Source organism: Spiroplasma endosymbiont of Sarcophaga carnaria, assembly GCF_964019595.1.
In the GTDB taxonomy this organism is placed as follows: domain Bacteria; phylum Bacillota_I; class Bacilli_A; order Mycoplasmatales; family Mycoplasmataceae; genus Spiroplasma; species Spiroplasma poulsonii.
Genome location: NZ_OZ026456.1, coordinates 1,214,933 through 1,234,085, shown reverse-complemented (window position 1 = coordinate 1,234,085; position 19,153 = coordinate 1,214,933). Strand labels below are relative to the sequence as shown.

The window sequence follows — 19,153 nt, the reverse complement described above, 5'->3', positions numbered from 1 at the left end:
AAAATTCCATAATTATATTGTAAAAGAAAAAACCATATTTTTAAATATGGTTTATGAATTTAAATAATAAGTAGTTGGTGATATTGATTTATTATCTGACATTAATGCTCCCGCGCTTTTACTAACAGTTAGGTTTGTTCCTAATAATCAATCTTTAATTTCGGTGCGAAAACCATAAATAGCGCCAACACAACCACCTAAAATTGCTAACATTATTAAAACACTAACGAAGACTGTTAATCAAGGACGTGATTTTTTTGTACAATTTTTACATTGACATTGTGTTCCATCATTTTCAATATTAGTATTTAATTTTCGATTTTTTTTACGACTTCCTTTGCTATTTTCATCTTCAAATAAATCGGTTGGTAAAGATGCTGCAATATTCATATTTTTACCAAGACCCACCTTAATATTATGATCAATTGGAACATTTAACAAATCGGATGGTTTAATGTTTTTTTGCCCATAATAATTTTCATTTTGATTTAAACCACAACTTTGTAAATTAGCAATTCGCTCCGCTAATGTTTGATTCTGTGTTGGAGCTGCCGCTGATTGTTGCACATTAGGCGTTGGATTTATCCCTTGTGAATTCTGTTGCACTGTTGGTGCAAAATTAGCACGTTGCTGATTCATAATTGGTTGCTGATATTGTTGATGCTGTTGTTGCTGATATTGTTGCGGCGCTGTATTTTGTCCCGATTGCTGTGCCTGTGAATATTCCTGTGCTGATGGTTGTTGTTGATATTGTTGCTGCGCAACATTCTGCTGATATTGCGACGGCGCACTAGCTGTTTGCTGCTGTGACTGCGAATATTGCTGCGGCGCCTGTGAATATTGCTGCGGGGCAACACTTTGTGGTGGTTGTTGCATCAAGTTTTGTTGTTGTGAATATTGCTGTGCTAATGGTTGTTGTTGATACTGCTGTGGTGCAACATTCTGCTGATATTGTTGCGGTGCAGCACTAAAATTATTCCCTTGATTAGGGGAAAGCTGTTGTTGATTATTGTCAGGTTTATTTTCTAAACCATTATTATTTCAAGTATGATGTAAACTCATTTTATGCCCTCTCACTATATATTGCCATACACTATTGTATAAAAATTATACCATAAAATGAGGATTTTTGCTATGCCAATATTGCTTTTGTAAAAACACTATTGATAATCGCACTTGGACGCTTATTGTTATATAAAATATCATATAACGCTTCAAACAATGGTAATACGATTTTATTAGCACGAGCATCTAAAACAATTGTTTTACAAGTTAAAACACCTTCAACTGTCTTAGCATGACTTGCTAAGACTTTTTTAGCATCATCTGCTTGTGCAATTTCAAAACCAAGTGAGTAATTTCGTGATTTGCTTGAAGTTGCAGTTAAAATTAAATCTGCTAATCCGGCAAAATTTAAAAAAGTTTCAATCCGAGCACCTTTTGCTTTTGCAAAAAGTTGAATTTCATTTAATCCCATCGTAATTAATGCTGCTTTAGCGTTATCTGATGCATAAAGACCGTTAAAAATCCCCGATGCAATTGCAACAGCATTTTTTAGGGCAACAGCATATTCAGCACCAACAACATCGGTATTTGCGAAGGTAACAAAATACTCATTATTAAATAAATTACGAACTTCTTGGGCCATTGCAATTTCATTTGAAACTGCCATAATGCACGTTGGTTTTCGTTGTAAAACTTCTTTAGCAATACTTGGACCATAAATTCCAACATATGCTTTTAAAATTTGATTATTAATTAATTTTCCAATTGAACGTGATAATACTTCATGTGTTTCAGGATCTAATCCTTTTGAAACATTAATAATAACAACTGGTTTTGTTACTGTTTGATTAATTCTTTCAATAATTGGTTTAATAGCAATAACTGGAATTCCCAAAATAATATATTCAGCGTCTTCAACAGCTTCGGTAAAATTAGTTGTTGCTTTAATTTCCCGATTAATTTTTAAATCACCAAAAAAATGAATATTTAAATGTTCATCGTTAATATCATTAACTTCTTTGCTATCAATGCCATACATTATAACATTATGATCATTATCTGTTAAAACATTAGCCAAAACAGTACCATATGCTCCCGTTCCGATAATAGTAATATTCTTTTGTTCTTTTCTCATTATTACTTACCTCATTACTTTCTTTCTCTAAATAATATTTTAATTGGTACACCATCAAACCCAAAATGTTCACGAATTTGATTTTCAAGAAACCGTTTATAAGAAAAATGAATATATTTAGGGTTGTTACAAAACATAATAAAAGTTGGAATCATACTTTCGGGTTGTGTTGCATAATAAATTTTTATTCGACCACCATTAAAATCTGGCGGTGGATTTAACAATTGTGCTTTAACTAAAATTTCATTTAAAACGCTTGTTTTGATGCGTTGCGTTAAACCAGTATAAACCTCGTCAATTGTTTGAAATAATATATGCAAACGTTTTTTTTCTAATGCTGAAACAAAAACCATTTTTGCATAACTTAAATATTTAAAATAACCACGAATTTGACTTTCAATTGTCTGCATTGAACGGTCGTTTTTTTCGACAACAGCATCCCATTTATTAACAGCTAAAATAATTGGCTTGTTTTGTTCAAAAGCAATTCCAGCAATATTAGTGTCTTGATCAGTAATTGTTACTGTCCCATCAATGATTAATAGAACAAGATCACTTCTTTCAATGGCACTAACGGCACGAAGAACACTATATTTTTCTAATTTTTCATAAACCTTCCCCTTCCGTCTAATCCCCGCTGTATCAATAACCGTATAAAGGTGATCATTTCGTTTAAAGGTTGTGTCAATTGAATCAGTTGTTGTTCCTGCAATTGGTGAGACAATTACTCGTTCTTCTCCTAAAATCGCATTTGTTAATGATGATTTCCCAACATTTGGTTTTCCAATTAAAGAAAAATGAATTCCTTCCGTTTTTGGTTGAATTGGAATTTGGTCTAAATAAGAAATGACTTTGTCCAATAAATCACCAATCCCAATCCCATGCGTTGCTGAAACGGCAATTGGTTCACCAAATCCTAATGTCATATATTCATATAATTCACTTTCTTTTTCTTGTTTATCATATTTATTAATAACTAATAAAACCGGTTTCTTTGCCCGATATAATATTTTTGCAATCATTTCATCATCTGGGGTAATTCCTTCTTTATATGATAAAACAAAAATAATAACATCAGCTTCCGCAATCGCAATTTCTGCTTGCATTTTAATTTCTTGGGCAAACATTGCTTCATTATCTAAAGTAATTCCTCCGGTGTCAATCATTAAAAATTCACGCGTTAATCATTCCGAAAAGGCATAAATTCGATCCCGTGTAACACCAGGAGTATCTTCAACAATTGCAAGACGGTTTTTAATAATACGATTAAATAATGTTGATTTCCCAACATTTGGTCGTCCTACAATTGCTACGGTTCCTTTTTGTGCCATTTATTTTCCTACTTTCTTATATTCCATTACAACTTGATAAATTGCAGCGACTGTTTGTTCAAAGGTTAAACTACTAGTATCTATTACAATTGCATCAGCAGCAATTTTTAATGTTCCAACTGTCCGACTTGTATCAACATGATCACGTTCTCTTAACTTTGTAGTAATTTCTGTTAAATTATTTGGTGTAATATCATTTTCATTATTTTGACTTCATCTTCGTTTAGCGCGAGCAGCAATACTAGCTGTTAAATAAATTTTTATTTCTGCATCCGGCAAAACAACAGTTGTAATATCACGACCAACAACAACATTACCCTTCTTAGTAACTAATTGGCGTTGTAATGCTACCATTGCTGTTCGAATAAACTCAAGACCGGTAATTTTATTAATATTATCCAAAACTAAACTTGTTTGAAGCATTGCTGTGACATCTTCATTATTAACATAAATTTTATTGTTTAACACTTGATAATTAAACTTTGTTAATAGAACTTGTAACTGCTGATTATTACTAAAATCAATCTGTGCCTTTGCACAAAAATAAGTAAAAGCACGGTAAGTTAATCCGGTGTCAATAAATTGATAGTTTAATTTTTTGGCCAATTCATAACCGGCAGAAGACTTACCACTACCAGCTGGACCATCAATAGCTATATTTAATTTCATCATCTTCTCCCATTTTCTATAACACAAAGATTAGTGCCAAACAAGCACCTAATAAAATAACAAGCAAAAGTATTGTTAATAATAACATTTTATAGTTTAGTTTTATTTTACGATAAGTAACTAGAACATTATTATGCTTTTCTTCTAATAAAATACTTGATTCCTTTAACATTTCTGCTGTACTACGATTGTCATTTTTGCGCATATGAGCAATTGTACTAAATTCAATGTTTGTTGAATTAATTTTAAAATCACTATTTTCTTCTTGGATTTTATCACTTAAACGGTGATATGTAATTTTTTCAGCTAGAATACTTTCTAAAATTGTCTGATATTTTTGATAAGTTGGTTTATTTAACAATGTTTCAGCAATTAAAATATTATGCATAATATCACCAGCATCTTGATCATTTTTTAAATTAACTTGAGCGGATATATTTGTTGTACTAACAACTTGTTCTAATAATTGCTGTAAATCATATTTAAAATCAGATGGATATGGTTGTTCATCTGGATTTTTATCCAAATATACTTTTTCTCAGCTAAATTCTTGTTCAAAATCTGATTTAACATTGTTAAAGAAAGTAGCATCAATGACATTTAATTTTGCCATATAACTATTAATTACTTGATTTGCCTGATTAATTTCTTGATCTAATTCAATTTCCTTCTTGATCATCTCACGTAGTTGGGCAAATTTTTCCATTCTAGTTTCCATTGTACTCCTCCAACTTTTTCAAACTACATTAAAATTATATATTATTATTAAAATTTTTGTTATCATTATAGTAATAAATAAGATAGTGGGGGGATCTCGATGGCAGACCGCGATATTTCAAAGAAAAGAACATATGTTAACACTGACTTGTGTATTTCTTGTGGAAGCTGTATTATGATTGATGAAACCGAAACATTCTTTATGGATGATGATGGTTTTGCAAATACAACTGAAAATGTTCAAGAACTAGTTGAAGCACAAATGGTTTGTCCAACGGCTGCCATTTTTATTAAAACATTAGAAGAATTTAAAGAAAATCGAAAAAGTAGTCTTGATACTGATTAAAAAATGTTTTATAAATATTTATAAAACATTTTTTAATAATTATTTTCTTGACGAGCAAAGTTAATTTCATTTTTCTTATTATATGCTGTAATTAAATCAGTTTCCGTAAACTTTAACTGCGCAGCAATAATTAAATATTGGTTTAAAACTTGAAAATAAATTTTAGTTGTTTGTTTTTTAATTAATTTAGCACAAGCAGCAAAACATTCTAAATAGAGTTTTGTTAAACTAACTACTTTACCAAAGTATTTATTTTGATAATGAAATTTATTAAAATCAACTTGTAAACTACTACCAATACTAATTAAAAAATGAATTCCATCAATATATTCTTCTAACAAAACATCTTGTTCTGAAGCTGGTTTGATACTTCAATATTTAAAATCACGTTGTTCATTAATAAATTCGGCTAGTTCAACTAGAAAAGCCAAAATTCGTTTATCTAAGGTTTGTTCATCATTTAACTTAAATTTTGTTAAAATATGATGATCTATCTTTTTTTGATTTTCAAGTAAATATGCAAAAGTTGCGTTACTTAACATTGTTATTGACCCCCTGTTCTGTTCTAATTTTGTTTAAAATAGTTTTTGCTCCTGGAATTTTATCATATTTCTTAACAACTTCCCCCGTTAATGAAGCAATAATCCGTTCTGAAGCAAACGGATCACGAGGATCATAAATTTATGCGTTGTCAAAAACTGTTGTCGCCTTTTCTTCTCCCATTGTCCCAATAATAATGGCGTGGAAACGATTACGTCTTTTTCTTAATATATTAATTTTTTCAATAATATCAGATGATAAATCTGATGTCATAAAATCACTAATTAATAATAAATCCGCATTAAAATATTCATTACTATCCATTACCGTTAAAGTATGTTGCAATGCTGGCTCAAAATCCGTATCACCACCAAAGCTTTTTGATAAAAAATCAATTAACTTTGGAACAGAATCTTTTAGTTGGGATAAGTTATAAACATCTAAACTTTTTGAAAAATTAATCATATAACACGGACGATGTTCTGATAAAGCAATTTTAGCAATCGCCAACGCCAATGCTTTAGCAATTTGTTCCGGACTACCACGCATTGAAGAAGATGTATCAATTGACAACACAATTGGCCCTTTCTCTTCAAGAACATATGATTCAACTGTCGTTAATTTAATTTGTTCTTTTGGAACCTTTATCTTGTGATAAAAATTCAAATGTTGTTAATTTTCCTTCAATATATTTTTTATAAAAAATATATTTTAAAATAGGATCACGTAATAAAAATAATTCAGCAGGAAACATATGTTCTAAATCTTTTGATTCAGTCGCCCCAATGATTTCTTCTGGCGATGAACCAACTGGTTTTCACTCAAAATCCATTACAATTTCTTCTAAAATTCGTTGTTCAATTAAATTACTTTCACCCTGATAACGTCCTAATAAAGTTGCAATTTCCATAATTGCGGGGTTACTTTCTAAAAATTTAGCAAACTTATCAATTGCTGTCATATCAACACCTGGTTTTAATAGTTCTGCTGGATCTCACATTTTTCCAAAAAAATTTCATACTGTCTTTAATAAACTATTTGCTTGATGATAAATTGCAATCTTATTGTACAAATCTTGCATAAATTTACTGCGTAACTCTTCAATTTTAGTGAACCGATAATCATTAATTCTTTTAATTAAAATGGATTCTCACATCCCAACAAAATCTCGAAATAACATATTAGGATTATTATTTTTCTTATTAAATTCATAACGATAATAGTTTAACCGATCATAAAACGGTGAATTGACTTTAAATAAAAAATCCTGTGTTGAAGCATAATTCTTTTTTAATCCTTCATACCCATTAACTTTAATTCAATGAAATAAATAAATTTCTTTTTCAATATTTGGACTCAATTTAATTTTCATAATTTCATCTTCAATTTTTTTATCATAAAAATTATTAATTTCTTGATCAAAAATATCACTTAATCATCGATTTGATTTTTTAACCAGAGCAAAATTTGGACTAGCTAAATAAGTCTTTTTTAATTCTATTAATTTTTCCGCTAATTTAACCCCTGCTTTTTGCTCTAAATATGGATTCATAATGAATACTCCTTTGTTTTACAAAATTAATTTTTAACTAAATTTGATAAACTGCCAGAATTAGGTTCGGTATTATCTTTTGAACGATAATCAACTTCAATAATATCCTCATTAAAATTCAGTTTGTCATCATTAAAAGCATTATTAACAGCTAAGATAAAACGGTCTCTAAAAAAGATACAATTTAATTCTAATAAACGTTCTTTTTCATCAGGAAAAGCAGTTGCTAACTTATCAATTTCACGTTCAACTGCTAAAATTCTTTTTTCAAGTTTAGAATTATTATCTTCAACTTTTGAATTTTTAATTTCAACTCTAATTTCCTCATATGTTTTAATAATTTTAAAAGTACTATCATTGACATAACTAATTTCAGTTTGTAACACATCAACCATATTATCTAAGTCTTCGCCATAATATAATTCAACTAATGTTGGTTGTGTTTTATTATGACGAGCATCAATCAAATCTTCAACGCGAATAAAACAAATCGGATATTGTTGATTTTTTCAAAGAATACGATGAAAAGTTCCTTGTAATTTTCCATCAAAAACATCCAAATACTCACTTTTACGACTATTAACTTCTTGAATATCTTCATACTGTGCTGATAATTCTTCTAATTCTTTACTTAAACGAATCTTTTTTTCACGAACATCATAAGTTAACGCATCTAGATAAAACTCGTTAAAAATAGCATTATATTCTTCTTCTTGTTGTTCGTCATCTCAAATACAATAGGGAATAACTAATCAATCAGCTTTATCAACCGTATCAAGACCATTATAAAAAGCTGATGCTTTCATTAAATGGGCAATCTTTTTTCATCGGCGATCAGAAATATAATATTCCCCATCAGTTGCAATATACATTGCTTTTCGAAACCGTGAAATAAAATCAAATGTTGATTGGGTCATTTTAACTTTATTAATTTTTTTTCGTCACACATCATATTCTTCATGGGTAATCTGTAAAGCTTCATCAACTTTAACATCTAATTCTGTTACTCCAGCAATCATATCATTAAAATTTGTTTCATCTTTTAAGCCATGGGCAATATAACGAATAATAAAACGATCATATAAGGCTTATAAACCTTGGCCCCCTGCTGGTAACTCATTTGACGCAGAAATCAATAATTTCATTGGAACTTTAATATCAACCCCCGCATTACGAAAAATCTTTTCATTAATAATTGTTAATAATGTATTTTGAATTGAAGGTCCTGCCTTTCAAATTTCATCTAAAAAGACAATTTCCGCAGTTGGTAAATATTTATCAATCAACCGTTTATATACTCCCTTTTGTAAATCCTCAATTGAAATTGGTCCAAAAATTTCTTCTGGTGTTGAAAAACGATTCATTAAATACTCAAAAATAGTCCCATTTTTAAAAGCATGTTTTAAACGTCGTGAAACTAATGATTTTGCAATTCCTGGTTTTCCTAAAAGAAAAATAGATTCTCCACTTAGCATTGCTAACATTGCTAAATTAAAAATTTCTTCTTTTTCATAAACATTTTGCTGTAATTGTTTTGTTAATTCTTCTAATCTTTCTGTAAGCGTCATCATTTTTCTTTACTCCTTAAACTTCTAAATTAATTTTTCGTTTGACATCATCTGATTTAACAATTAACAGACATGCCCCAACAATTCAAATTGAGGTAATTACTAAAACTAACACAATAAATATTAATAATCATTGACTAACTGGTTCTGAGGTATTTGCTTTAATACTACCTAAAATTAATAAAGCCGCACATAGAATTTCAACAAATAAAAAGTACAAAATTACTAACATAATGTAGGCAATTGCCCACCCATAAACCGCCCCCGCGGTTCGTGCCATTCCCATTGGAATAAAATATAATAAACTAAATAACAATGTGATAAATAAAAATCCATAACTTAAAAAATCCTTAACATAAATATTGGCAAAAACTTTAATACTGGGATCAACATAGTTACTTAAAGCAATTAATATTGCTTTTTTACCAATAAAATATGCCAAAGTAATTGCGAACACTTGCCCAAGAATAATAAAACTACGCCCAACTCGTTCTAACGGACTATCTCAAAACATTCGACGTTGAGAAAAATCATTATTTTGGGTTGGTGAAATATAACTAAAACGTTTTTGTTCTTGTTTTGATAATTCTTTAACTTCTTCTTCGTATTTTCGTCGTTCTTCCTCTGTATCAAGCAGTTCTAAATCAGGAAATTTATTTCCATATGTTGGCTTATTTTTATTCATCTTGAACCCCCTTTTGCTACATATGAACCATATTGTTATTATTTTAGCATTTTTTCATAAATTTAAACAATTAAATTACTTTAATTTTGTCGAAAACTCTTGATGAAATAAAAAAAATCATCAATATGACAATTTGAAAACTAATTTTGTGTAAGATTATGATTTTGCTTTAAATTTTTTAAACGTTAAAATATAATACCGTTGATTGTTGGTTTGGTGTTAAACCTTTGTGTTGGTATTTTCATTTTCAGAGCTTTAAATAATTTTGAATATTAGTGAAACCCAAACCATGATAATGAATTAAGGCTTCTTTAAGACTGGATTGTAATTTACTAATCTTATTTAACTTTTGATAACTAGTATCAGGGTTTGTACTAGTTTTGGTGGAATATAGAGTAGAATTTGTTTGTTTTGCTACTAATAAATATAGTGGTTGCATATCAGAAATAATTATTGATTTTTCTTTAATTAGTTGCTTATTCATATTTTCAATAATCCATTGTTTTTGTAATCTTTTGGTATTGGTGGATTGAACAAAAATATTATTATTGCTATCAACCGCCATTTGAATACAGCATTTGGTATCAGTTGAAAATGGATCGAGATGAGTTTTTCGTTTATCAAATTTATCTTTAAAATTGCCTTTATGAATTTCTTTAATAAATGTTTCATCCATTTGGATTTGACCATTTAATTTTTTAAATTTTAACTGTGTATTTTCTAATTGTTTTGATTGCATTAATTTTTGTCGATTATATCAAGCGGTTTTTGGGGTTGTTTTAATAAAACGAGAAATTATTTTACTAGATTGTCCTAACAATGAAATTTGAATTAATAAATTTCACTGTTCATAATTTAAATGACTTCAATAAGTAAAATGATGACGAAATGCATCAAAACTAGCACGACATTTTTTACATAAATATTTTTGTTTTCCTTCGGAATTATGACCATTTTTAACACAATGAAAAGATTTGCAATTAGGACATATAATGCCTTTATCTCTAAATTTTTGATCAATTTCATTTAAACGTTTTTGTTTTTTAATTAAGTCTGCTTGTTGTTTTATTTTTTCATAAAATTCTAAAAATTGATCATCTGTTAAGCTATTTATTAATTCTGTAATTATTTTTTTCATCATTTATTTACCTCTATATATTAAAAATATACCTAATTTTAGGTATATTTTATAAATATCAAGAGTTTTCGACAAAATTAAAGTTAAATTACATTTTTCCTACTTTTCAACAATAAAATCACGTGATATTATCCCATCAAAATATTTTGAACCATCCGTTGCTGTTACTGCATCATACCAATATCTTCCTGACACTTGAAAAATACTACTATCATTTAATCGGCGGCCATTTCCATCCGTAATAACAATTGTAAAATAATTAGTAATATTATTAATATTATAACCACCCCTATTAATAGCTGCTTTTAGTTGATTCATAATGGTGCTTACGACATTTCGAACCGAATTACCAAATTTTTGCTGCCCAGGATTAATCTTATTGTAATATTTATTAATTGAAACAGGCTCCACAGTTAAATTAAAGGTTGTTATGCCCGTTACAACATTATCATTGCCAAGGGCAGTAATTGTAATTGTCTTTTGACCGGTTGTTAATTTTATTAAACTATTTTCTGTAATACCACTAATGCTAAAATCAGAGTAATTTAAATTTAACCCCCTACTTTGTGCTCGTGCTAGAATTTGTGCTTTAATTTCACGATAGGCACGCTGTTGGGTCCAAGAACTATCCACCACTAATTGTGACAAGGAAATGGCACTAATTGGTGCTGCTGTAATCCGAATAACCCCTGTTTTAAAACTGCCTTGATAATTTAATGAGTCTTTCGTTGCCGTAATTATTGCATTATATGTTCCTACCCGCAAATTAGTATTATTATAGCGTCCAACATTAAGTTCATTTACCGCAATATTAAAAGCATTACTATGCGAACTTTCAACGGGATAATTATTACCTGGTTGTCCACTACCCGTTTGATTACGATAATCTCAATCATTGGCAGCTTGAAAAATTGCTTGTTGATAATCATTATATAGGTCTTTCACCCTATCCAAGGTTGTGTATGTTTTCGATAAAGCAAAAGTTGATTGTAAAACATTAAGATTGTTTTTATCAACGCCCCATGGATCTTTCACAACTTTAGTTGGAAGTTCATATTCATAAGATAAATCATAAAGTTTATTAAACGTTCCATCATATGAAAATTGCACATTAATAACAATGCTTGGAAAACTTAAAAGTTTATCTTGATACACATTATTATTATTTCCTCGTAACATTCCATTGATTGGCGGTTGTTTAGTAAAAGTTGTTCCCACAATTGTTGTGGGATTTATCCCAACACCAACGGTAATGTCCTTAACAATCTTGTTAATATCAATATATTGATTATTTAAATTTTCTAACAAATAACTTTTTAAACTTGATTTAATAGCATCAATCTTATTTGTTAAACGAAGATCAATTGCTTGTTCTGAATCATCATATTTAATATTTTCAATCACATCTTTAACATTAGCAACTAAGTTAAATTCTTGATAATTAATGGAACGAGCAGTATAACTTTGTTGATCATAATACATTTTTGTTGGATCCCGCGGTTAATTTTATCTGGCAAACCATTATTATTAATATTTAAAAACTGAATTAATACTTCATTATAAAAAATTTGGTGTTCAGAACCTCATACATATGAACTAAAATCATTATTTTCATAGTTAACATTATCAGAGACATTATCAGAACTTAATCCCATTTCTTTAATATAACCTTGATAAGAATAAACCCGTTGATCTTGCATTACGCCATTTAAAAATGTTTGATCAGTATTTCGATCATATAAATCATAACTATTTTAACATTAACAAAGGTTGGCATTTTAATTCCAATTTTGGTAAAAATATTGGCAATTGCCCCGTAATTATTACTGTGATAATCAAAAAGACTAGCACCAAATTGTTGTAAGGAATTAAATTTTTTAACATTATACTTAATATTTAATGTTAAATTACTTGCAGAAGGGTTATCTGTAATTGCTGCAAATGGAGTTCCATTTTTATTAACAACTTGCTCATTAATAATAATACTATTATCAGCCTTTGCGATTGGATAATATTCTGTTAAAAGTGCATTTAAAATTATTTCATTATTAGTGTCTAACGCAAGGCCATATTTCTGAACTAATGTCACAATTTTGCTATTACTCATTAAATTTAACATTTAACTTAAAGTTAATAATGTTGGTACTGCCGCTTGTGTTGTATCATATGTATAATCAAAAGTTTTCTCTAAATCAACATAATAACCAGCATTATCAGTTCCAATTAGTTACAAAGCAAATCTAATTTTATAAGTAAATAATCCGCGGTCTTTATCAACAGGAGTAACTGTTACTAACCCGTATTTATCATCACCATTATTATAGGGATAAGTTAAAATTTTTGGTCGTAAAATTAAATTCAATCGATTTCCTTGATAAATTATTCGAGTTCCTGACAAAGTGGCCCCTGTTCCTTTTAACATTGTTTCAACAGTACTTAAATTATTTTTAATTCAATCGTTTTTTGCAAAAATTTCTTGAATAATTTTAATATTATCTAAATTAGGATAAATATCAATCCCATCTTTTTCACCAGTATTAAAAGAAACATAACTCGCTAAATGTTCTGGCCTTGGATCACCATTAAGATCAAGTAATGGTTTTGATAATTGTTGATTTATCATTCTAGTAATTTTATCATCCAACAAAGTAGCATTAGCTCATGGATTTTTATTATGATAAGAAGAGGGTGCAACAACAGAATAAATAACACCACCTAGACCAGCTGCAATCGCAACTGTTCCAATAATGGCAAAAATCTTTAAATTAGTTTTTCGCGATAATTTTCGACGCATTGGTACTGGTGATTCTAAAATATTATTAGTCTTATCTTATTTTACCATTAATAGCCTTTCCTTCCATGCACATTAATCATTTTTTAAATCTGCTTTAAACTCTTTTTTTCTTCCTGCTTGCTTTTTTTCTTGTTGTTCTAAAACTGGTTTTTGAACATACACCCGCTGTTTTTTTTCTTTTAAATTATTTAAATTATATTTTTCTTTATTATACTTAATTGTTTCTAATTCAACAAGATGTTGTCGTTCTTGTTCTAATGTCACTAACTTTGTTTCAACTTTTTTAATTTTTGTTTCATCTGTTAAATATTCAAATTTTTTTCGTAAAATTCATTGTTTTTTAACTTCTCGTCACAATAAAACATAGGAAGGAAAAATCACTAGAATACAAACACTAATTAAAGTAAAAGCAACAATAAAATAATTATTAATTGTATTAAACATTCCAATATAAGCTTTAATTTTGTCGAAAACTCTTGATATTTATAAAATATACCTAAAATTAGGTATATTTTTAATATATAGAGGTAAATAAATGATGAAAAAAATAATTACAGAATTAATAAATAGCTTAACAGATGATCAATTTTTAGAATTTTATGAAAAAATAAAACAACAAGCAGACTTAATTAAAAAACAAAAACGTTTAAATGAAATTGATCAAAAATTTAGAGATAAAGGCATTATATGTCCTAATTGCAAATCTTTTCATTGTGTTAAAAATGGTCATAATTCCGAAGGAAAACAAAAATATTTATGTAAAAAATGTCGTGCTAGTTTTGATGCATTTCGTCATCATTTTACTTATTGAAGTCATTTAAATTATGAACAGTGAAATTTATTAATTCAAATTTCATTGTTAGGACAATCTAGTAAAATAATTTCTCGTTTTATTAAAACAACCCCAAAAACCGCTTGATATAATCGACAAAAATTAATGCAATCAAAACAATTAGAAAATACACAGTTAAAATTTAAAAAATTAAATGGTCAAATCCAAATGGATGAAACATTTATTAAAGAAATTCATAAAGGCAATTTTAAAGATAAATTTGATAAACGAAAAACTCATCTCGATCCATTTTCAACTGATACCAAATGCTGTATTCAAATGGCGGTTGATAGCAATAATAATATTTTTGTTCAATCCACCAATACCAAAAGATTACAAAAACAATGGATTATTGAAAATATGAATAAGCAACTAATTAAAGAAAAATCAATAATTATTTCTGATATGCAACCACTATATTTATTAGTAGCAAAACAAACAAATTCTACTCTATATTCCACCAAAACTAGTACAAACCCTGATACTAGTTATCAAAAGTTAAATAAGATTAGTAAATTACAATCCAGTCTTAAAGAAGCCTTAATTCATTATCATGGTTTGGGTTTCACTAATATTCAAAATTATTTAAAGCTCTGAAAATGAAAATACCAACACAAAGGTTTAACACCAAACCAACAATCAACGGTATTATATTTTAACGTTTAAAAAATTTAAAGCAAAATCATAATCTTACACAAAATTAGTTTTCAAATTGTCATATTGATGATTTTTTTTATTTCATCAAGAGTTTTCGACAAAATTAAAGAATATAAGTAACTGTTAAAATAAAACAAACTGTATAATATATGATGGCAAAAACAGTGGAAATAATAATTCAACTTTTAAAACTTGCCGCTCTTTTTAATTTAAGATAGGGCAAACCAATAAAACAAAAGAAAAAGAAGGCACAAACAAGGCCAATTACAACAGCAATAATATAATGAATTTCATAAGTTCGATGTAAAATAACTCCCGTTAAATTTTTGATATTATTGTAAGCCATCGCACAACCAGCACTAATAAAATAACCCATAAAAGTACCTAAAATAGAAAAACCAATGATTAATAACCGTGTTGCAACTTCAACTCGAGTGTTTCATTGTAATGCTAATTCATCGCGTTTTGAACTAATTTTTGTTAACATCCTAATCTCTCCTTATCCTCTTGTTGCACGAATTTGATTTGCTAATTCATTTTCAACTTTTCGTTGATATTTCTTACAGTTATTTTGTAAAGCCATACATCCAATTGCAAAACAAACAAAAGCAGCAAGAATGATTCCTCGTAAAATAAATGGGTTAATATTTAATCCAGCAACCGAACCTTTAATATAAAGCACTTGTAGGACCGCAATTAAAAAAACAATTATAAAATTAATGTTGCCAACAATGCTTACGATAATTGTTCAAATGTGAACAGTTCGTAAGGTCTGAGCCGTTAAAATTGGAATTGTTAAGAAAAAGAATGTTGATACTCAGGCAATTGATAAGAAAATAATTAAGGCAATAACAATTGGTTGTCCAATTGCCACAATTGGCCCCGTAAAAGAAGTGTTTAATTTTGAAACCAAAGACATCAGAAATTGGGCAATAACTTGACTTAAAGTTGGAATATATACCAATGAAACAACAATTAACATTAATTGCCCAAAAATAATCATTATGCGGGCTAAAGTTTCTCCTTTTGTTGCAAAATAATATTTAGTTGCATCAACGTTATAATGATAAGGCAAAGGTTTATTTTGTTTTTTGCGTTTTAATTCATACTCACCTAATGATTTAACTGTTTTATCCACCACCGTTTTGTCCAAACTTTTTAATGACGCTGGGCGATTATCTTCCACAAATTGAATTGTCTGAACCATTTCTGATGCGGTCTCACCTTTTGACAATATTGTTTTCTCTTTTTTCATTTGACACCTTCCTACTCAACCACTTTTAACTGTGATCTAAAATCTAAACTTTCCGCCATTGCAATATTAATCCGTTTTTGTTGTTGTCATGCTGAAAGTCATAATAAAAAACTCCCTCAAAACAAAACTAATGCACAAACTCCAGCCATAATAACACCCGGGAAATTTAAGCGCACTGGAATATAAAGATAAGCAACAACACTTATTGCTAACATTAATAAAGTAAAGAAAGACCCTAAGGTAATAAAAATAATTCCTGTTAATTTTATTGTTTTAATATTACGAACAATTAACGTTGGAATAACAAAAACTAACGAAAAGATAATGCCTAACAAAGCAAGCATAATTGTCATCCCACGAAAAACACCATCAGCAACACCAAAATTATTAAAAACAGCTGGAATTGGAATCTTACTAGTTGCAATCATTGCTAATGAGGCTGACACAATGATAATCACCCCCAGCATAATTCCTTGACCAAGTAAAATCAAAATACGGCCAACAATTTCCATTGCATTATTAAAATACATTCGTGTTAAACGAATATCTTGTTCTTGCGAACTTGCTTTTATCGTTCATTTGTCCTGTTTGCTCATCAATATCACCCAAAATTACTACTTTCCCTTTTATTTACAATGATTATAGCATTTTCTTCAAAAAATACTATCCCCTAAAAATAAAAAAATTCTTCTAGCTTAGAAGAATTTTTTATGGTTGATAAATAAGTTTTACTTTAAGTTTAACTGTTCCTTCAAATACCGGAATATTTAGCTGAATTGTAATAATTGATTCCTTAATAGAATCTGTTGCTATCGGCAAGACTAGTTGGTTTAAAACTTCATTTGTAAAGGCATTATACACATTTAAATCTAATGGTACATTTGGATACTTATTATGTAAAGCAGGATTTTTTGTAATGCTTTGATCTAATAATGTTTCCATAATTTTTACCAACAAAGCAGTTTTCTCGTCTTCAGTTGCTGGTAACTTACGAACAAAAATTGGTTCTACTTTATTAGTTAAATCAATATCTCCAAAAGCAGTTGGTATTCCTGGTGTTAATTTAAAATCAAGTGTTATTTTACCACCATAATTTGTTGGATTTAATAACATCAGATCGAATTGTAAAGAAATGTCTTTTGCTGTATTAGGGTCATAATTTTTAATCGCTTCACCAATCAGTGTTCCTAATTCTGTTACATTTCAATCAGCTTCATTTTTGGAAATCCCAAAAGTAAGTTCGTTCTGATCAACAAATGGTGGTTGTTTAATAACGTCTTTTCAAATTTGATGTTTAAAATAAGATCCCCGTTCTTTTCATGTCTCTAATTTTGTTGCATTAAAACGATAATTTTTACTTGTTAAATCAATTGGTAAATCAACTGTTATTGGATTATCAATCATTTTAATTTTTCCTTGAACAAGAACATCAACATCACGCCCTGATCCATCTTCTTGATTACCAAGAATTGAAATAACATAAGTTGCTCAATCACCATTACGCTCGGTTGCTTCTAATGCTCGTTTTAAATCGTCTTTTCGTTCAATTCTAAAATTACTTAATTGGTTTGATAAACTAGGACCTCATTCTGGGGTATTAATAACATTATTTCAAACTAAATTTAGCACCGAATCAACAGTATGATGATCTTGACGAACTAATAAAATTGAATCAACTGGTAATAAACTAATAGCCGTTCCTTGATTAATTAACTCAACTTCAATTGCAACATCACCTTTAAACATTGGATTTGTATTAAGGTTAATTGCATTTAATGTCACAACTCTTGACCCACCAATGCTAGGTCAATTTTGATTTAAAGTTGTCGTTCAACTCGTTACATCAAAGTCTTTTAGTTCTGGTCCATTTACTAAGTTTGCTTCTTGCATTGCCATCGCCCAGATGTAATCTTTATTAACATTTGGACGTTCTCTTTGCGTTACAACAACTGGCACCGTTAGTTTTATTGTTGGTGGTAACAATATTGGATCTTTAGTAACACCTCCAACAACACGAATATAATGGTGTGCATTCTCATCTTTTGGCGTTGCTAAAAAGTATAAATAAACAGCTTCTCCAACTGGGGGTTCTGTCACACTATTTCAGTCAATTAAATAGTCATTTCGATCATTTGAAACTCTTGCATCAGTGGCAAAATATTTTTTAACTTCTGTTCAAACTAAATCATATAGTGCATCTGGTGGTAAGTTATTTTGTTGTAATTTTAAGTTAACTTGCGCACGATAACTAATGACCGCTAACTTAATAACAATTGTTCCACTATACATTGCAGTTGGTGTATTCGCTTTACCATTATAAGCGGCCTGCATTTCAACATCTAATTTTTGGTTAAAAGTTACCGGTGGTATATTAAACCCTGACATATCGTACGTATCGTAACTCTTTGGTGTATCTGGTTGCAAATCATTAACTGCTACTTTTCAAATATCTTGGTATAAATCATTAATTGAATCATATTTTGTAATATCCCAAAGATCTTTTAACTGAATCGTTTGGCTAAGGTCAATTGATGCTGTTTTAATAACAGTAAAATGAATAATAATTGAACCAATATACGGAATATCATTATCATCACGAACTGTTAAAACAACATAACCCTCTTGTGGAGTGTTATCATTAACCGGTTTTTCCAAATTTGCAGAATCAGTAACAGTAAAAATATCTACTGTCAAAGTTGAAGCAATTCGTTGTTCTGTTTTTGCTTGCTCAAAAATTGAATCAAGAACAGGAATATTGTCATCAGTAACAATGACATTATTTGTCAAAGTAAATTCTGTCGCAAGATTTTCTTTTCCATTAATTTTTGAAGGTGAAGGTGTTCCACATTCTATTGCACTGGCTGTTGAACTACTTACCAAAACAGTTGCTATTAAAAGTGCTAAAATTTTTCGCATTGAGAACATCTCT

23 protein-coding genes are annotated in these 19,153 nt (G+C 29.1%); 2 read left to right on the top strand and 21 right to left on the bottom strand.

Translation table 4 applies throughout. The features are described from left to right. Positions 1-51 precede the first annotated feature (51 nt). From AACK91_RS07055 to AACK91_RS07035, 5 genes are all read right to left on the bottom strand, one after another. Entirely contained in the window at positions 52-1,062 is a 1,011-nt protein-coding gene (locus tag AACK91_RS07055; RefSeq protein WP_338965479.1) for a hypothetical protein, read from the bottom strand. A gap of 70 nt (positions 1,063-1,132) precedes the next feature. Further along, complete coding sequence (locus AACK91_RS07050) at positions 1,133-2,140, bottom strand: NAD(P)H-dependent glycerol-3-phosphate dehydrogenase (RefSeq protein WP_338965477.1); 1,008 nt, start codon at positions 2,138-2,140, stop codon at positions 1,133-1,135. A gap of 14 nt (positions 2,141-2,154) precedes the next feature. Then, positions 2,155-3,471 carry a ribosome biogenesis GTPase Der gene (gene der, locus AACK91_RS07045; RefSeq protein WP_338965475.1) on the bottom strand — a complete coding sequence of 439 codons (1,317 nt, stop codon included), beginning with the start codon at positions 3,469-3,471 and terminating at the stop codon, positions 2,155-2,157. Further along, entirely contained in the window at positions 3,472-4,143 is a 672-nt protein-coding gene (cmk, locus tag AACK91_RS07040) for a (d)CMP kinase (RefSeq protein ID WP_338965473.1), read from the bottom strand. It abuts the gene before it with no gap. Positions 4,144-4,156: 13 nt separating this feature from the next. Further along, on the bottom strand, positions 4,157-4,858 hold the full coding sequence (locus AACK91_RS07035; RefSeq protein ID WP_338965471.1) for a hypothetical protein: 702 nt from the start codon (positions 4,856-4,858) through the stop codon (positions 4,157-4,159). 99 nt (positions 4,859-4,957) lie between these two features. On the opposite strand from AACK91_RS07035, the gene AACK91_RS07030 reads away from it, so the two are divergent. After that, positions 4,958-5,203, top strand: a complete 246-nt coding sequence (locus AACK91_RS07030) for a ferredoxin (protein WP_338965469.1) — start codon at positions 4,958-4,960, stop codon at positions 5,201-5,203. 32 nt (positions 5,204-5,235) lie between these two features. Here AACK91_RS07030 and AACK91_RS07025 read toward each other — a convergent pair whose 3' ends face one another. From AACK91_RS07025 to AACK91_RS06970, 12 genes are all read right to left on the bottom strand, one after another. Continuing rightward, positions 5,236-5,745, bottom strand: a complete 510-nt coding sequence (locus AACK91_RS07025) for a dUTP diphosphatase (protein ID WP_338965468.1) — start codon at positions 5,743-5,745, stop codon at positions 5,236-5,238. Positions 5,746-5,884: 139 nt separating this feature from the next. Next, on the bottom strand, positions 5,885-6,292 hold the full coding sequence (locus AACK91_RS07020) for a hypothetical protein (RefSeq protein ID WP_338965467.1): 408 nt from the start codon (positions 6,290-6,292) through the stop codon (positions 5,885-5,887). A gap of 73 nt (positions 6,293-6,365) precedes the next feature. Next, positions 6,366-7,295: a hypothetical protein gene (locus AACK91_RS07015; RefSeq protein ID WP_338965465.1), complete on the bottom strand. Its 930-nt coding sequence runs from the start codon at positions 7,293-7,295 to the stop codon at positions 6,366-6,368. 26 nt (positions 7,296-7,321) lie between these two features. Beyond that, positions 7,322-8,314, bottom strand: coding sequence for a hypothetical protein (locus tag AACK91_RS07010; RefSeq protein WP_338965463.1), 993 nt, complete (start codon positions 8,312-8,314; stop codon positions 7,322-7,324). 69 nt (positions 8,315-8,383) lie between these two features. Then, positions 8,384-8,866 carry an AAA family ATPase gene (locus AACK91_RS07005; RefSeq protein WP_338965461.1) on the bottom strand — a complete coding sequence of 161 codons (483 nt, stop codon included), beginning with the start codon at positions 8,864-8,866 and terminating at the stop codon, positions 8,384-8,386. Positions 8,867-8,879: 13 nt separating this feature from the next. Then, entirely contained in the window at positions 8,880-9,548 is a 669-nt protein-coding gene (locus AACK91_RS07000; protein WP_338965459.1) for a hypothetical protein, read from the bottom strand. A gap of 178 nt (positions 9,549-9,726) precedes the next feature. Continuing rightward, on the bottom strand, positions 9,727-10,689 hold the full coding sequence (locus AACK91_RS06995; RefSeq protein ID WP_338963247.1) for an IS1/IS1595 family N-terminal zinc-binding domain-containing protein: 963 nt from the start codon (positions 10,687-10,689) through the stop codon (positions 9,727-9,729). A gap of 96 nt (positions 10,690-10,785) precedes the next feature. After that, entirely contained in the window at positions 10,786-12,168 is a 1,383-nt protein-coding gene (locus AACK91_RS06990; RefSeq protein ID WP_338965458.1) for a hypothetical protein, read from the bottom strand. Next, positions 12,108-12,386: a hypothetical protein gene (locus tag AACK91_RS06985; RefSeq protein ID WP_338965457.1), complete on the bottom strand. Its 279-nt coding sequence runs from the start codon at positions 12,384-12,386 to the stop codon at positions 12,108-12,110. Before AACK91_RS06985 ends, AACK91_RS06990 begins: the two co-directional genes overlap by 61 nt. A gap of 8 nt (positions 12,387-12,394) precedes the next feature. Next, positions 12,395-12,793 carry a hypothetical protein gene (locus AACK91_RS06980; RefSeq protein WP_338965456.1) on the bottom strand — a complete coding sequence of 133 codons (399 nt, stop codon included), beginning with the start codon at positions 12,791-12,793 and terminating at the stop codon, positions 12,395-12,397. Between the two features lie 120 nt (positions 12,794-12,913). Continuing rightward, on the bottom strand, positions 12,914-13,480 hold the full coding sequence (locus AACK91_RS06975; protein WP_338965455.1) for a hypothetical protein: 567 nt from the start codon (positions 13,478-13,480) through the stop codon (positions 12,914-12,916). Positions 13,481-13,552: 72 nt separating this feature from the next. Further along, positions 13,553-13,924 (bottom strand): hypothetical protein, encoded by a 372-nt coding sequence (locus AACK91_RS06970; RefSeq protein WP_338965453.1) that lies wholly within the window; start codon positions 13,922-13,924, stop codon positions 13,553-13,555. A gap of 91 nt (positions 13,925-14,015) precedes the next feature. On the opposite strand from AACK91_RS06970, the gene AACK91_RS06965 reads away from it, so the two are divergent. After that, complete coding sequence (locus AACK91_RS06965; protein ID WP_338963247.1) at positions 14,016-14,978, top strand: IS1/IS1595 family N-terminal zinc-binding domain-containing protein; 963 nt, start codon at positions 14,016-14,018, stop codon at positions 14,976-14,978. 94 nt (positions 14,979-15,072) lie between these two features. Here the strand turns inward: AACK91_RS06965 and AACK91_RS06960 are convergent, their stop codons facing one another. The 4 genes from AACK91_RS06960 to AACK91_RS06945 form a co-directional block, all read right to left on the bottom strand. After that, a complete protein-coding gene (locus tag AACK91_RS06960) occupies positions 15,073-15,456 on the bottom strand; it encodes a hypothetical protein (protein WP_338965451.1) in 384 nt (127 codons plus the stop codon). A gap of 12 nt (positions 15,457-15,468) precedes the next feature. Further along, complete coding sequence (locus AACK91_RS06955) at positions 15,469-16,224, bottom strand: hypothetical protein (protein WP_338965450.1); 756 nt, start codon at positions 16,222-16,224, stop codon at positions 15,469-15,471. Positions 16,225-16,235: 11 nt separating this feature from the next. Further along, on the bottom strand, positions 16,236-16,820 hold the full coding sequence (locus AACK91_RS06950; protein WP_338965448.1) for a hypothetical protein: 585 nt from the start codon (positions 16,818-16,820) through the stop codon (positions 16,236-16,238). A 112-nt stretch (positions 16,821-16,932) separates the two neighbouring features. Next, positions 16,933-19,140 (bottom strand): hypothetical protein, encoded by a 2,208-nt coding sequence (locus tag AACK91_RS06945; protein ID WP_338965446.1) that lies wholly within the window; start codon positions 19,138-19,140, stop codon positions 16,933-16,935. Positions 19,141-19,153 lie beyond the last annotated feature (13 nt).